Raw genomic sequence first — 13,856 nt, 5'->3', positions numbered from 1 at the left:
CCTGCCAAGCCGCCCTACGGCATGGCGTAGGCCTCGGCCGGATCGGAGTTCGGCTGTGAGAAGGCCGTCTCGAGCGATGGGGGGAACGGCAGGTTCAGGCTGACGTTGGCCGGTGGAATGGGCGACATGAACCATTTGTCGTACATGGCGCGCAGTTCGCCCGATCGGATGAGCTTGGAGATCTCTGCGTCCACCGCCTGCTTGAAGGCCGCATCATTGCGCCTGAGCATGAGCGCGATGGGCTCGCGCCCGAGCGGCGTGCCGACGATGCGGAAATCCTGCGGATTCTGGAGCATGGCGATGTTGCCGGCCAGCGTGTTGTCGTCCATCGCAAAGGCATCGGCGCGGCCCTGGGCCACCATGAGCATGCTCTCGGCATGGTCCTTGGCCATGACGAGGTTGAACTTCAGGCCCTCGCGCTCGAGCTTGCGCAGGCGCGGCACCAGCGTAGTGCCGGTGGTGGTGACGATGGTCTTGCCCGCGAGCTGCCCGGTGCTCTCGATGCCCGAGCTTTTCTTCACTGCGTAGCGCGCCTCGGTGATGTAGGTGGTGTTGGCGAAATCCACCTGCTCCTTGCGGGAAGCCGTGTTGCTGGTCGAGCCGCATTCCAGGTCGACCGTGCCGTTCTGAACCAGCGGCATGCGGTTCTGCGAGGTCACGGCTTGGTAGCGGACCTGCGCCTGCGGGAACAGGTTTTTGGCGATGCGCTCGCACAGTTCCACGTGATAGCCCACATACTGGCTGCTGCCCAGCAGGTACGACAGCGGCGCCGAGGCTTCGCGCACGCCGAGCACGATGGCTCCGCTGGCCTTCACTTTCTCCAGCGTGCCCTGTGGCTGGGCGATGGCGGGCAGGTGCAGCAGGGTGGCCAGAACGGCGCCCCATGCGATGGGATTGGGTTGCATGCTTGTCTCCTTGGTCTATGTCTTTTGTCTCTTCCGGGCCGCAGGCGCCGCTCAGGCCGGGACCAGCCGGTTGCGGGCGATCTCGTCGATGCTGCGGCGCAGCGCCTCATCCAGCATGTCCACGCCGCGGTCGATCTCGCCCTGCGTGGCGGTGAGGGGCGGTGCGATGCGCCACACCGAACCGCGCTCCGGGCGGCGCCGAATGTTCATGCTCAGGCCCAGCTCGTAGCAGCGCTGCGTGGTGATGGCGCCCAGCGCGTGGTAGGGCTCGCGCGTCTCGCGGCTCTTGACCAGTTCCACGCCCAGCAGCATGCCTTCGCCGCGCACATCGCCAATGGCTTCGTAGCGCGACTGCAGTTCCTCCAGGCGCCGGCGCAGATAGGCGCCCATGCTCTGGGCACGCTCGATCAGGCGCTCCTGCTGGATGGTGCGCAGCACGGCCAGGCCCACGGTGGCGGGCAGCGGGTCGGATACGTGGCTGGTGTAGAAGGTGAAGCCCTTGGCGTGGATGTCTTCCTCGATCTCCGGCGTGGTGGACACGGCCGCCAGCGGAAGGCCGCCGCCCATGGTCTTGGAGACCGCCATGATGTCCGGCGTAACGCCGAAGAAGTCCGCCGCGTGGCGGTGACCGATGCGCCCGAACGCGGTCTGCGCCTCGTCGAAGATCAGCAGCATGCCGCGCTCGTCGGCCGCCTTGCGCAGGGCCTGCATGTAGGACTTGGGCGGCACCAGCACGCCGCCCGCGCTGATGATGGGCTCGATGATGATGGCCGAGCGCCGCCCGGTGCTGGCCATGTCGTACATCTTCAGGCCGATTTCCAGGCAGGCGAGGGCCGAGGCCTCGCCGTCCATCCCCTGGATGTAGGGGCGGTACATGTTGGGCTCGGGCATGACGAAGACGCCAGGCACGTGCACGCCGTAGCCTTTGCGGTCGCTGGCGAAGGACGCGGCCGACGCCGCGCCGGTCACGCCATGCCAGGAGCCGCCCACTGCCAGAATCTCGAAGCCCTGCGTATACATCTTGGCCATGCGCAGCGCCACCTCGTTGCTCTCGGAGCCGGTATTGATGAAGATGGATTTGCTCAGGCCCTGGGGCATCCAGTCCCGGGCCATGGTCTGTGCGAGCCGGGCCACGACTTCCGGGATCATGCCGCTGAACATGTGGTAGGCCTTTTCGCCGGCCTCCTGCACGGCCTGGACGATGGCCGGATGGTTATGGCCGATGGTGGCGCACATCTGGCCGGAGGTGAAGTCCAGGATCTCGCGGCCGGTGTCGTCCGTGACGACGCAACCCTTGGCGCTGCGAAACAGGCTGGGAAAGGTGTCTCCGCCGTAGCGGACCATGAATTCCTTGGCGGCTTCTCTGAGCTGGGTGTCCATTGCGCTGTCCTTGGTGGTGTGTGGATGGGCCCAGTATTTCGGGCGAGCGCGGGGGCGTCCAATGCCATTCGCGCAAATCGCGCCATGGACTGCACGCATGGGCCATGCGCAAAACCGATTGCGCGGCGCACGCCGGTTTGGTGTGATGACGGCCGTGACAATATGTGCGAAGTTCGCAAACACCGGAAGGAGGACGAATGGAGACCCGCTGGATTCAGGACTTCGTGACCTTGGCGGATGTGCGCAACTTCACGCGCGCAGCGGAGTTGCGCAATGTCTCGCAGGCGGCGTTCAGCCGGCGCATCCAGGCGCTCGAGCAGTGGCTGGGCACGGCGCTGGTCGACCGCACCTGCTTTCCGTTGCGCTTTACCGAGGCGGGCGAGCGCTTCCGGGCATCGGCCGTGGCTCTGCTCGCGCAGATCGATGACGTGCGCGCCGAGGCGGCAGGCGAAAACGCCAACAACAACGTGAAGCTGGCCATGCCCTATGCGCTGGCCGCCACCCGGCTTTCGCCGTGGTGGGACGACTGGAGCCAGGGGCTGGATGCGCGCCTATCCGTGAGCACGGGAAACGTGCTCGACACCATGCAGGCGCTGTCCGAGGGATCGGTGGATCTGGTGATCGGCTACCTCCACGCGGCCAGCCCCATCGCGCCGGATCTGAGCCGCCACGAGCACCTCCTGCTGGACACGGAAAAGGTGCGCCCCTACAGCGTGGCGGCCAGCGCAACCGACAGGTCGCCGCGCTTCGCGCTGCCGGACACTCCTGGCCACCCCGCGCCGCTGCTGATGTATTCGCCGACCGTTTATTTCTCGCGCGTGGTGCGCTCGATACTAGACGCCGAGGGCCCATCGCTGCATGGCCCTACCGTGGTCGAGTCGGCGATGACGGATGTGCTCGCATCCATGGCGGAAAAGGGCATGGGCCTGGCCTGGCTTCCGGACAGTTGCGTGGCGCAGGGCCGTTTTCCGTCGCTGGTGCCCGCGGCGGATGCACGCTGGTGCACTCATGTGGACGTCGTCGCCTTCCGGCTGCGCCACAACACGCGTCCGGTGGTGGAACGCGTGTGGAGCCGCATGGCCGCCGCTTGATGACGAGCGGCGGCGCAAGCCCTCCGCCTACAGTACCAGGATGGCCCGAAAGTCGTTCACATTCGTATTCGTGGGGCCCGTGACGACCAGATCGCCCAGCGCCTCGAAGTAGCCATAGGCATCGTTGCGGTCCAGGTACCCGCCGATGCGCAGGCCCTGCGCGGCGGCGCGCGCGAACGTGTCGGGCGCCACACGGGCACCGGCGTTGTCCTCCACGCCGTCGATGCCGTCGGTGTCGGCCGCCAGCGCCCATACCCCTTCCTGCCCCTGCAGCGCCTGGGCCAGGCCCAGGCAGAACTCGCCGGCGCGCCCGCCGCGGCCCCTTGGGATGCCGGGTTGCTGCGGGCGGATGGTGACCGTGGTCTCGCCGCCCGACAGGATCACGCAGGGGCGCGCGAACGGCTGGCCGCGCTGGGCCACGGCGCGCGCCAGCGCGGCATGCACCTTGCCCACTTCGCGCGACTCGCCCTCGATCTCGTCGGACAGGATGTGGGCCTCTATGCCGGCCGCGCGCGCCGCCGCCGCCGCGGCCTCCAGCGACTGCCGGGGCGTAGCGATCAGATGCACCTCGTGACCGGCAAAGCAGGCGTCGCCCGGCTTGGGCGTCTCCAGCGCGCCCGTCTGCAGCGCGGCGCGCACGGCGGCGGGCACCTCGATCCGGTAGCGGTCCAGGATCGCCAGCGCGTCGGCGCAGGTCGAGGCGTCGGGCACCGTGGGGCCGCTGGCGATGATGGACGGGTCGTCGCCGGGCACGTCGCTGATGGTGAGCGTGACCACCTTCGCCGGCGCGCAGGCCGCGGCCAGGCGCCCGCCCTTGATGCGCGACAGATGCTTGCGCACGCAGTTCATCTCGGAGATGGCCGCGCCGCTCTCCAGCAGCGCCTTGTTGATGCGCTGCTTGCCGGGCAGGTCCAGGCCCTCGGCCGGCAGCGTGAGCAGGGCCGAGCCGCCGCCCGAGATCAGGCACAGCACCAGGTCGTCCTCGGTCAGGCCCTGCGTGAGCGCCAGGATGCGCTCGGCAGCCTGCAGGCCAGCAGCGTCGGGCACGGGGTGGGCCGCCTCGACGACCTCGATGCGCTGCGCCAGCCCCTCGGGGCGCGGCGGGACATGGTGGTAGCGCGTGACCACCAGCCCCGACAGCGGCGCGTCCTGCGGCCACAGCGCCTCCAGCGCCTGGGCCATGGAGCCGCCCGCCTTGCCTGCGCCCAGCACCACCGTGCGGCCCTTGGGCGGCGGCGGCAGGTGGGCTGCCATGCTGTGCAGCGGCTGCGCCCGCTGCACCGCCACGCGGAACAGGTCGAGCAGGAAGGCCTGGGGGTTTGCGCTGGGCGCCTGGGGTGTCTCGGTCATGGTGTGCGGTGTCTCCTGCCGGACATTATGGAAGAGCGCCCGCCGCCCAAAGCCCGCAGGCGGGTCAAAACTGCTTTCTCAATCCAGCGATACCTTGGCATCCTTGACCAGCCTGGCGAAGCGCGCGGTGTCGTCGTGGATCCTGCGCGCCATCTGCTCGGGCGCATCGCCGATCGGCACGGCGCCGATGTCGTCCATCTTCCTGCGGAAATCGGGCGAGTGGATGATCTTCACCATGTCGGCGTTCAGCCGCGCCACCACGTCCCTGGGCGTGCCCGCGGGCGCGAGCATGCCGAACCAGGTGCCCATGTCGAAGCCCTTGAGGCCCGCCTCATCCAGCGTGGGCACGTCGGGCAGCGCCACCGAGCGCCTGGCCGTGGTGACGGCCAGCGCGCGCAGCTTGCCGGCCTTGATGTGCGGCAGCACGGGGGTGACGGTGTCGAACGACATGTCGATCTGCCCGCCCAGCAGGTCGGTGGTCAGCGGCCCGCTCCCCTTGTAGGGCACGTGCAGCAGCTGCGCGCCGCTCATGCCCTCGAACTGCGCGCCGATCAGGTGCTGGCCCGTGCCCGCGCCGTTGGAGCCGTAGGTCAGCTTGCCGGGCTGGGCCCTGGCCAGCGCCAGCAGTTCCTGCACGGTCCTGGCGGGGACCTGCGGGTTCACGACGAGCACGTTGGGCACCAGGGCCACGGTGGTGATGGGGGCCAGGTCCTTCTCGAAGTCGTAGCCGAGCTTCTTGTAGACGCTGGTGGCGATGGTGTGGTGCACTGCGCCCATGAGCAGGGTGTAGCCGTCAGCCTTTGCCTTGGCCACGTAGTCCGCGCCCAGCGTGGCGCCGGCGCCGGGCTTGTTCTCCACCACCACGGGCTGGCCCAGGGTCTTGGACAGCTCCTGCCCCAGCGCACGCGCCAGCACGTCGGTCGTGCCCCCTGCCGGGAAGGGCACGATGATGCTCACCGGCCGGGCCGGCCAGGCCTGCGCCGCGGCGCCGGATGCCCAGCCCGCCGCGGCCAGCGCCAGGGCGCCGAGGAAGGCGCGCTTGTGGATGCGATGCGTCGTCATGGTGTTGTCTCCTTCGCTTGGTTTTCGGGGAATGTCAGGCGAGCCGCGCGCAGACCGCGTCGGTCACCTGCCGGGTGGTGGCCTTGCCGCCCAGATCGCCCGTGTGGAGCTGCAGGTCGGCGGTCACCTGCTCCACGGCGCGCATCAGGCGCCCGGCGGCGGCCTGCTCGCCCAGGTGCTCCAGCAGCAGCACGCAGCTCCAGAACGTGCCCACGGGATTGGCCAGGCCCTTGCCCATGATGTCGAAGGCCGAGCCGTGGATGGGCTCGAACATGCTGGGGTAGCGGCGCTCGGGATCGATGTTGCCGGTGGGCGCTATCCCCAGGCTGCCCGCGAGCGCGGCGGCCAGGTCGCTCAGGATGTCGGCGTGCAGGTTGGTGGCGACTATGGTGTCCAGCGTGGCCGGGCGGTTGACCATGCGCGCGGTGGCGGCGTCCACCAGCTCCTTGTCCCACTTCACGCCGGGGAACTCCTGGGCGATCTGCACGGCGATCTCGTCCCACATCACCATGGCGTGGCGCTGGGCGTTGCTCTTGGTGATGACGGTGAGCTGCTTGCGCGGGCGGCTCTGCGCCAGCCTGAACGCGAAGCGCATGATGCGCTCCACGCCGGCGCGGGTCATCATGCTCACGTCGGTGGCGGCCTCCAGCGGATGGCCCTGGTGCACGCGCCCGCCCACGCCGGCGTATTCACCCTCGGAGTTCTCGCGCACGATCACCCAGTCCAGGTCTCCGGGGGCGCAGCGCTTGAGCGGCGCGTCGATGCCCGGCAGGATGCGCGTGGGCCGCACGTTGGCGTACTGGTCGAAGCCCTGGCAGATCTTCAGGCGCAGGCCCCAGAGCGTGACGTGGTCGGGAATGTGCGGGTCGCCCGCCGAGCCGAACAGTATGGCGTCCTTGTCCCTGAGCGCCTGCAGGCCGTCGGCCGGCATCATCTCGCCGTGCTCGCGGTACCAGTCGCCGCCCCAGCCGTAGCTGGTGAACTCGAAGGCCAGGCCGGGCTGCGAGGCGGCCAGCGCCTGCAGCACCTCCTGGCCCGCGGGGATGACTTCCTTGCCGATGCCGTCGCCGGGAATGCAGGCGATGCGATAGGTCTTGGTCATGGGAATGCACGCTCCTTGGGGTTGGGTCCGGGCCACGCGAAACGCATGGCGTGGCCCGGAATCTACCGATGGCGCGCCGCCGCCGCATGCCGCTAAAGTGATGCCATCGTTAACTTTCATTCAACAATGAGCCCCCCCTCCAACGCCCCTTCGGAGATGGCTTTCTTCAGCCTGCTGGCGCGCCTGGGCAGCCTGTCGGGCGCCGCGCGCGAGCAGGGCGTCAGCACGGCCGCGGCCAGCAAGCGCCTGGCGCAGATGGAGTCGCGCCTGGGCGTGCGGCTGGTGAGCCGCACCACGCGGCGCCTGCACCTGACGGCCGAGGGCGAGACCTACCTGCGGCACGCGCGCCGCATCCTGGCGGAGATCGACGCCATGGAGCAGCTCGTGGCCGACATGCAGTCAACCCCGCAGGGGCTGCTGCGCGTGAACGCCACGCTGGGCTTCGGGCGCAGCCACATCGCGCCGCTGGTGCCGGCCTTCGTGCGCCGGTACCCGCAGATCCAGCTGCAGCTGCAGCTGTCGGTGCAGCCCCCGCCGCTGGCGGACGACGGGTTCGACGTGTGCATACGCTTCGGCGAGCCGCCCGACGCGCGCGTGATCGCGCGGCGCCTCGCGCCCAACCGGCGGCTGCTGTGCGCAGCGCCCGCCTACCTGGCCAGGCGCGGCACGCCGGCCAGGCCCGCCGACCTGCAGCAGCACGACTGCATCGACATCCGCCAGGGGGACGACGCCCACGGCGTGTGGCGCTTCGCCGGCGCGCGCAAGCACGAGTCGGTCCGGCTGCGCAACCACCTGGCCACCAACGACGGCGAGATCGCCGTGAACTGGGCCCTGGCCGGCTTGGGGCTGGTCATGCGCGCCGAATGGGACGTGGCGCGCTACCTGCGCAGCGGCCGGCTGGTGCAGGTGCTGCAGGACTGGCAGACGCCCCCGGCCGACATCCACGCCGTGTACCCGCAGCGGCACGCGGCCACCACGCGGGTGCGGGCCTTCGTGGACTTCGTGGCCGAGCACTTCAGCGCTTTCACGCCGAATTTTTAGGGTAGTTCACAGAAACTGTATACAAAAGTTGTGCTCTGGGTCTATGATGGCCGGATGGAAACATCTACCACTGGTTTCATCGTCGAGAGCCTGACCCGCGCCATCGTCGAGCACCGGCTGCTGCCCGGCACCAAGCTGGCCGAGCAGAAGCTGGCAGACCATTTCGGCGTGTCGCGCACCCTGGTGCGCCAGGCACTGTTCCAACTGTCGCAGAACCGGCTGATCCGCCTGGAGCCGGCACGCGGCGCCTTCGTCGCCACGCCCTCGGTCGAGGAGGCACGCCAGGTGTTCGCCGTGCGCCGCATGCTCGAGGCCGAGATGGTGCGCGCCTTCATGGCGCAGAAGACGCCGGCCAAGATCCGCGCGCTCAAGGCGCATATAGCCGCCGAACAGAAGGCCATGGAGCGCGAGGACGTGGGCCAGCGCACCGAGCTGCTGGCCGACTTCCACGTGCGCATCGCCGAGCTCATGGGCAACGAGGTGCTGGCCCAGCTGCTGGGCGAGCTGCTCTCGCGCTGCGCGCTGATCACGCTGATGTACCAGTCCACCACGGCGGCCGCGCACTCGCACGAGGAGCACGAGGCCATCGTGGCCGCGCTGGCCGGCAGCGATACGGCCGCCGCCGTGCTGCTCATGCAGCAGCACCTGGACAACGTGGAAGCGGGCCTGACCTTCGACCGCGACCTGCCGACCAACGACCTCTCCATGGCCCTCTCCGCCATAGCCCCATGACCTACGACGCCTGCAGCCCCTACCCCCGCGACCTCATCGGCTACGGCCGCACGCCCCCGCACCCCGCCTGGCCCGGCCAGGCGCGCGTGGCCGTGCAGTTCGTGCTGAACTACGAGGAAGGCGGCGAGAACTGCGTGCTGCACGGCGATGCGGCCAGCGAGCAGTTCCTGTCCGAGATGTTCAACCCGGCCGCCTACCCCGCGCGCCACATGAGCATGGAGGGCATCTACGAATACGGCTCGCGCGCGGGCGTGTGGCGCCTGCTGCGCGAGTTCGAGCGCCGCGGCCTGCCGCTGACCGTGTTCGGCGTGGCCACGGCCCTGCAACGGCACCGCGAGGTGGCCCAGGCCTTCCACGAGCTGGGCCACGAGGTGGCCTGCCACGGCCTGAAGTGGATCCACTACCAGGACGTGCCCGAGGAGGTCGAGCGCGCCCACATGGCCCAGTGCATGGAGATCTTCGGCGAGCTGTACGGCCACGGCGGCGACCACGGCCTGGGCTGGTACACGGGCCGCGACAGCCCCAACACCCACCGCCTGGTGGCCGACGACGGGCGCTTCGCCTACGACAGCGACTACTACGGCGACGACCTGCCGTTCTGGATGAAGGTGCAAAAGACCGGCGGCGGCACGCACCACCAGCTCGTCGTGCCCTACACGCTGGACGTGAACGACATGCGCTTCGCCCTGCCCCAGGGCTACTCGCACGCCGACCCGTTCTTCCAGTACATGAAGGACACCTTCGACGTGCTCTACGCCGAGGGCGACCCCGCCGGCGACGACGCACCCAAGATGATGAGCATAGGCATGCACTGCCGCCTGCTCGGCCGCCCCGGGCGCATCACGGCGCTGCAGCGCTTCCTGGACCACGTCCAGCGCCACGACCGCGTGTGGGTGGCGCGGCGCATCGACATCGCGCGCCACTGGGCGCAGCGCTTCCCCCAGCCCGCCGTATAAGACAAAACGGCCTCCAGCACTTGCCCAGCAAGCGCTGGCAGCTCACTTTTTGATAGGAGACGCCATGACCTTGACCCTGGAACAACTGAACGCCGCCCCCGCCGCCGAGGCCGCGGCCTTGCTGGACGGCCTGTACGAGCACTCGCCCTGGATCACCGAGGCAGCGCTCGCCCAGCGCCCCTTCCGGTCGATGGCGCACATCAAGCACGCCCTGGTGCAGGTGCTGGCCCAGGCGGCGCCGGAGCAGCAGCTCGGCCTGATCCGCGCCCACCCGGAGCTGGCGGGCAAGGCCATGGTCAGCAAGACGCTGACCGCCGAGTCCACCAACGAGCAGAACAAGGCGGGCCTGACGGACTGCACGCCCGAGGAGTTCGCGCGCATCCAGCAGCTCAACGCGGACTACAACGCGCGCTTCGGCTTCCCGTTCATCCTGGCCGTGCGCGGCCCGCGCGGCACGGGGCTGACGAAGAAGGAAATCATCGACACCTTCGCGCGGCGCCTCTCGAACCACCCCGACTTCGAGCGCGCCGAGGCACTGCGCAACATCCACCGCATCGCCGAGATCCGCCTGAACGACAAGTTCGGCTACGAGCCGGTGCTGGGCAACGACGTGTGGGACTGGCAGGAAAAGCTCAGCGTGCACACCGACCCGGGCTATGCCGAGCTGGGCCAGCTCACCGTCACCTACCTCACCGACGCGCACCGCGCCTGCGCCCAGCGCATCAGCCACTGGATGCGCGACTGCGGCTTCGACGAGGTGGAGATCGACGCCGTGGGCAATGTGGTGGGCCGCTATCGTCCGGCCGCGGAGAGCGGCAAGTACCTGATGACCGGCAGCCACTACGACACCGTGCGCAACGGCGGCAAGTACGACGGGCGCCTGGGCATCTTCGTGCCCATGGCCTGCGTGCGCGAGCTGCACCGCCAGCACAGGCGCCTGCCCTTCGGCATCGAGGTCGTCGCGTTCGCGGAAGAGGAAGGCCAGCGCTACAAGGCCACGTTCCTCGGCTCCGGCGCGCTGATCGGGGACTTCAAACAGGAATGGCTGGACCAGAAGGATGCCGACGGCATCACCATGCGCGAGGCCATGGAGCACGCGGGCCTGTGCATCGCCGACATCCCCAGGCTGCGGCGCGACGCGGCGCAGTACCTGGGCTTCGTCGAGGTGCACATCGAGCAGGGGCCGGTGCTCAACGAGCTGGACATCCCGCTGGGCGTCGTCACCTCCATCAACGGCGGCGTGCGCTACGTGTGCGAGATGACCGGCATGGCCAGCCATGCCGGCACCACGCCCATGGACCGCCGCCGCGATGCCGCCTTGGGCGTGGCCGAGCTGGCCCTGTACATGGAGCAGCGCGCGGCCCAGGATGGCGACAGCGTGGCCACCATCGGCATGCTGCAGGTGCCCAATGGCTCCATCAACGTGGTGCCGGGCCGCTGCCAGTTCAGCATGGACATGCGCGCGCCCACCGACCCGCAGCGCGACGCTATGGTGGCCGACGTGCTCGCCAGGCTCGAAGAGATCGCCCAGCGCCGCGGCCTGCAGTACAAGGCCGAGCTGTCCATGAAGGCCGCCGCCGCGCCCAGCGCGCCCGAATGGCAGCAGCGCTGGGAGGCCGCTGTGCAGGCCCTGGGCGTGCCGCTGTACCGCATGCCCAGCGGCGCAGGCCACGACGCCATGAAGCTGCACGAGGTCATGCCCCAGGCCATGCTGTTCGTGCGCGGCCTGAACGGCGGCATCAGCCACAACCCGCTCGAATCCTCCACCGCCGACGACATGCAGCTGGCCGTGGACGCATTCGCACATGTATTGAACCAACTCGCGCAGGAGACAGCATGAGCATTTACCAACGCCTGGACGCCTGGATCGACCAGCACTTCGACGAGCAGGTGCAATTCCTGCAGGCGCTGGTGCGCGTGCCCACCGACACGCCGCCCGGCAACAACGCCCCGCACGCCGAACGCACGGCCGAGCTGATCCAGGGCTACGGCTTCGACGCCGAGAAGCACGCCGTGCCCGAGGCCGACGTGAAGGCCTACGGCATGCAGAGCATCACCAACCTCATCGTGCGCCGCCCCTACGGCCAGGGCGGGCGCACCGTGGCCCTCAATGCCCATGGCGACGTGGTGCCCCCCGGCGAAGGCTGGACGCACGACCCCTACGGCGGCGAGATCGCCGATGGCGCCATGTACGGCCGCGCCACCGCGGTCAGCAAGAGCGACTTCTCCACCTTCACCTTCGCGGTGCGCGCGCTGGAGGCCGTGGCAAGGCCCGCCAAGGGGAGCATCGAGCTGCACTTCACCTACGACGAGGAGTTCGGCGGCCTCCTGGGCCCCGGCTGGCTGCTGGAGCAGGGGCTGACGAAGCCCGACCTGATGATCGCCGCCGGCTTCTCCTACGAAGTGGTCACGGCGCACAACGGCTGCCTGCAAATGGAAGTCACCGTGCACGGCAAGATGGCCCACGCCGCCGTGCCGCACACGGGCGTGGACGCGCTGCAAGGCGCGGTCGCCATCATGAACGCGCTGTATGCCGAGAACACACGGTACTTGCAGGTCACGTCCAGGGTGCCGGGCATCAAGCACCCCTACTTGAACATCGGCCGCATCGAGGGCGGCACCAACACCAACGTCATCCCCGGCAAGGTGGTGCTCAAGCTCGACCGCCGCATGATCCCCGAGGAAAACCCCGCCGAGGTCGAGGCCGGCATCCGCGCCGTAATCGCCCAGGCCGTGGAGCGGTTCAACGCCGAGCGCGGCTACCAGGGCGGCGACGCCGTGCGCGTAGACATCAGGCGCCTGCTGCTGGCCAACGCCATGACGCCGCTGGCGGGCAACAAGCCCCTGGTCGATGCAATCCAGCAGCATGGCGAGGCCGTGTTCGGCGCCAGGCCCCCGGCCGTCGGCACGCCGCTGTACACCGACGTGCGCCTGTACGTGGAACGCGGCATCCCGGGCGTGATCTACGGCGCAGGCCCGCGCACCGTGCTCGAATCGCACGCCAAGCGTGCCGACGAGCGCATCGTGCTCGAAGACCTGCGCCGCGCCACCAAGGTGGTGGCGCGCACGCTGCACGACCTGCTGGCCTAACGCATCCCGCTACTTAAAACAGAGCTGCCAGCGATTTCCACACAAGGCCTAGCGGCCTTTTTCACGCCAAAACCGGCGGGAGCACGTCGTCCGCCGCCGCGGGGCGGCCATACAGCCAGCCCTGCGCCAGCTCGACGCCGCAGGCGCACAGCGCGTCGTGCTGCGCCTGCGTTTCCACGCCCTCGGCCAGCACGCGGCAGCCCAGCTGGTGCAGCTGCGCGACGGAGCCGGCGATGTCCGCGTCGAGCAGGGTCCCCAGGCCCGCATGGCGCACCACGGTGATGCACAGCTTGGCGATGTCGGGCCGCAGCACGCGCGCCGTATCGAGATCGGCGAAGCCGCAGCCCGTGTCGTCCAGGGCCAGGCCAAAGCCCTGCGTGCGCAGGCCGGCCACCGCGGCCGAGAGCTCCATGACCCCGTCCAGCGGCAGGTGCTCGGTCAGTTCGAACAGCACGTCCCGGCGCCCCTGCAGCGGCAGCCGCTGCATGGCACAGGCCAGGGCCTACGGCCCCAGGTTGAGGGCCAGGCAATGCAGCTCCATGTCCACCGTGCGGCCGCAGGCGCCGGCGGCGGCGAAGAGCCGGTCCGACTGCTCCAGCGCGCTGCCTTGCGGGCCCCGGGAAAGCGCTTCGTAGCCGACGACGGCGCGGTCGCGCATGCGCACGACGGACTGCAGCAGCGTGCGCACGTTCTGCGAGGATGGCCGCGACGGCTTCGGCGGCTCCGTCCTCCAGGGCGCCGCCGGGCGGGGCGCGCAAGTCCGGCTGCAGCCAGTCGGGCGAACACTGCCCGCCCTGCGCGGCCCATGCATCCGCGGCCAGCGGACGCGCCAACAGCCCGAGAGGCATGCGCATTCCCGTGCCCGCGCCCAAAACTTGCGCCGGCAGTGGCTGCGGCTGCGCCAGGCCGCGACCCGCGGCCTCGATGACGCCACAGGTTTCCTGCAGGTCGCGCGCCAGCACGCCGCGGCGCAGGCGGAACAGCACCGACCAGCGCCCGACCGCATCCTGCCGGTGGCGCTCCAGGATCTCGTGCTGGGCCAGCAGGCGGCGGATCAGCGCGTCGGCTGCACTGCCCAGTTCCCGCAGCGCCTGCCGCGCCGCCCGCTCGCCGAAGATGGCCTCCAGGCGCGCCGGGCCGGGCATGG

The 13,856-nt window shown here is 69.6% G+C and carries 13 protein-coding genes; 6 read left to right on the top strand and 7 right to left on the bottom strand.

Annotation, left to right across the window (positions count from 1 at the left end):
* Positions 1-14 precede the first annotated feature (14 nt).
* Both ALIDE2_RS06735 and ALIDE2_RS06730 read right to left on the bottom strand, forming a co-directional pair.
* Positions 15-905 (bottom strand): amino acid ABC transporter substrate-binding protein, encoded by an 891-nt coding sequence (locus tag ALIDE2_RS06735; protein ID WP_013519904.1) that lies wholly within the window; start codon positions 903-905, stop codon positions 15-17.
* A gap of 51 nt (positions 906-956) precedes the next feature.
* Entirely contained in the window at positions 957-2,285 is a 1,329-nt protein-coding gene (locus ALIDE2_RS06730; RefSeq protein WP_013721656.1) for an aspartate aminotransferase family protein, read from the bottom strand.
* 197 nt (positions 2,286-2,482) lie between these two features.
* On the opposite strand from ALIDE2_RS06730, the gene ALIDE2_RS06725 reads away from it, so the two are divergent.
* On the top strand, positions 2,483-3,376 hold the full coding sequence (locus ALIDE2_RS06725) for a LysR family transcriptional regulator (protein WP_013519906.1): 894 nt from the start codon (positions 2,483-2,485) through the stop codon (positions 3,374-3,376).
* 27 nt (positions 3,377-3,403) lie between these two features.
* On the opposite strand, the gene ALIDE2_RS06720 is transcribed toward ALIDE2_RS06725, so the two are convergent.
* From ALIDE2_RS06720 to ALIDE2_RS06710, 3 genes are all read right to left on the bottom strand, one after another.
* A complete protein-coding gene (locus tag ALIDE2_RS06720) occupies positions 3,404-4,726 on the bottom strand; it encodes a glycerate kinase type-2 family protein (RefSeq protein ID WP_013721655.1) in 1,323 nt (440 codons plus the stop codon).
* Between the two features lie 78 nt (positions 4,727-4,804).
* Positions 4,805-5,788 (bottom strand): tripartite tricarboxylate transporter substrate binding protein, encoded by a 984-nt coding sequence (locus ALIDE2_RS06715; protein WP_013519908.1) that lies wholly within the window; start codon positions 5,786-5,788, stop codon positions 4,805-4,807.
* A 34-nt stretch (positions 5,789-5,822) separates the two neighbouring features.
* Positions 5,823-6,890 carry a tartrate dehydrogenase gene (locus ALIDE2_RS06710; protein ID WP_013519909.1) on the bottom strand — a complete coding sequence of 356 codons (1,068 nt, stop codon included), beginning with the start codon at positions 6,888-6,890 and terminating at the stop codon, positions 5,823-5,825.
* 126 nt (positions 6,891-7,016) lie between these two features.
* Here ALIDE2_RS06710 and ALIDE2_RS06705 point away from each other — a divergent pair, with 126 nt between their 5' ends.
* The 5 genes from ALIDE2_RS06705 to ALIDE2_RS06685 all read left to right on the top strand — a co-directional run bounded on the left by ALIDE2_RS06705 (position 7,017) and on the right by ALIDE2_RS06685 (position 12,709).
* Positions 7,017-7,931 (top strand): LysR family transcriptional regulator, encoded by a 915-nt coding sequence (locus ALIDE2_RS06705; RefSeq protein ID WP_013519910.1) that lies wholly within the window; start codon positions 7,017-7,019, stop codon positions 7,929-7,931.
* A 54-nt stretch (positions 7,932-7,985) separates the two neighbouring features.
* On the top strand, positions 7,986-8,663 hold the full coding sequence (locus ALIDE2_RS06700; RefSeq protein WP_013519911.1) for a GntR family transcriptional regulator: 678 nt from the start codon (positions 7,986-7,988) through the stop codon (positions 8,661-8,663).
* On the top strand, positions 8,660-9,619 hold the full coding sequence (gene puuE, locus ALIDE2_RS06695; RefSeq protein WP_013519912.1) for an allantoinase PuuE: 960 nt from the start codon (positions 8,660-8,662) through the stop codon (positions 9,617-9,619). Before ALIDE2_RS06700 ends, puuE begins: the two co-directional genes overlap by 4 nt.
* 64 nt (positions 9,620-9,683) lie before the next feature.
* Complete coding sequence (gene uraD / locus ALIDE2_RS06690; RefSeq protein WP_013519913.1) at positions 9,684-11,459, top strand: 2-oxo-4-hydroxy-4-carboxy-5-ureidoimidazoline decarboxylase; 1,776 nt, start codon at positions 9,684-9,686, stop codon at positions 11,457-11,459.
* Positions 11,456-12,709 (top strand): M20 family metallopeptidase, encoded by a 1,254-nt coding sequence (locus tag ALIDE2_RS06685; protein WP_013519914.1) that lies wholly within the window; start codon positions 11,456-11,458, stop codon positions 12,707-12,709. The genes uraD and ALIDE2_RS06685 overlap by 4 nt, the downstream gene beginning before the upstream one ends.
* A 61-nt stretch (positions 12,710-12,770) precedes the next feature.
* Here ALIDE2_RS06685 and ALIDE2_RS06680 read toward each other — a convergent pair whose 3' ends face one another.
* Positions 12,771-13,196 (bottom strand): EAL domain-containing protein, encoded by a 426-nt coding sequence (locus ALIDE2_RS06680; RefSeq protein ID WP_049787096.1) that lies wholly within the window; start codon positions 13,194-13,196, stop codon positions 12,771-12,773.
* Between the two features lie 15 nt (positions 13,197-13,211).
* Positions 13,212-13,397 (bottom strand): hypothetical protein, encoded by a 186-nt coding sequence (locus tag ALIDE2_RS06675; RefSeq protein ID WP_041700734.1) that lies wholly within the window; start codon positions 13,395-13,397, stop codon positions 13,212-13,214.
* Positions 13,398-13,856: the final 459 nt, after the last annotated feature.

It is taken from the genome of Alicycliphilus denitrificans K601 (assembly GCF_000204645.1).
Taxonomy (GTDB): Bacteria; Pseudomonadota; Gammaproteobacteria; order Burkholderiales; family Burkholderiaceae_C; genus Alicycliphilus; species Alicycliphilus denitrificans.
The sequence above is the reverse complement of the archived record's forward strand: the minus strand, read 5'-3'. Positions and strand labels throughout refer to the sequence as shown.

Bases quoted from the DNA above. Each gene is read 5' to 3' on its own strand.
- ALIDE2_RS06735 (WP_013519904.1), bottom strand. From the start codon at position 905: ATGCAACCCAATCCCATCGCATGGGGCGCCGTTCTGGCCACCCTGCTG.
- ALIDE2_RS06730 (WP_013721656.1), bottom strand. From the start codon at position 2,285: ATGGACACCCAGCTCAGAGAAGCCGCCAAGGAATTCATGGTCCGCTAC.
- ALIDE2_RS06725 (WP_013519906.1), top strand. From the start codon at position 2,483: ATGGAGACCCGCTGGATTCAGGACTTCGTGACCTTGGCGGATGTGCGC.
- ALIDE2_RS06720 (WP_013721655.1), bottom strand. From the start codon at position 4,726: ATGACCGAGACACCCCAGGCGCCCAGCGCAAACCCCCAGGCCTTCCTG.
- ALIDE2_RS06715 (WP_013519908.1), bottom strand. From the start codon at position 5,788: ATGACGACGCATCGCATCCACAAGCGCGCCTTCCTCGGCGCCCTGGCG.
- ALIDE2_RS06710 (WP_013519909.1), bottom strand. From the start codon at position 6,890: ATGACCAAGACCTATCGCATCGCCTGCATTCCCGGCGACGGCATCGGC.
- ALIDE2_RS06705 (WP_013519910.1), top strand. From the start codon at position 7,017: ATGAGCCCCCCCTCCAACGCCCCTTCGGAGATGGCTTTCTTCAGCCTG.
- ALIDE2_RS06700 (WP_013519911.1), top strand. From the start codon at position 7,986: ATGGAAACATCTACCACTGGTTTCATCGTCGAGAGCCTGACCCGCGCC.
- puuE (WP_013519912.1), top strand. From the start codon at position 8,660: ATGACCTACGACGCCTGCAGCCCCTACCCCCGCGACCTCATCGGCTAC.
- uraD (WP_013519913.1), top strand. From the start codon at position 9,684: ATGACCTTGACCCTGGAACAACTGAACGCCGCCCCCGCCGCCGAGGCC.
- ALIDE2_RS06685 (WP_013519914.1), top strand. From the start codon at position 11,456: ATGAGCATTTACCAACGCCTGGACGCCTGGATCGACCAGCACTTCGAC.
- ALIDE2_RS06680 (WP_049787096.1), bottom strand. From the start codon at position 13,196: ATGCAGCGGCTGCCGCTGCAGGGGCGCCGGGACGTGCTGTTCGAACTG.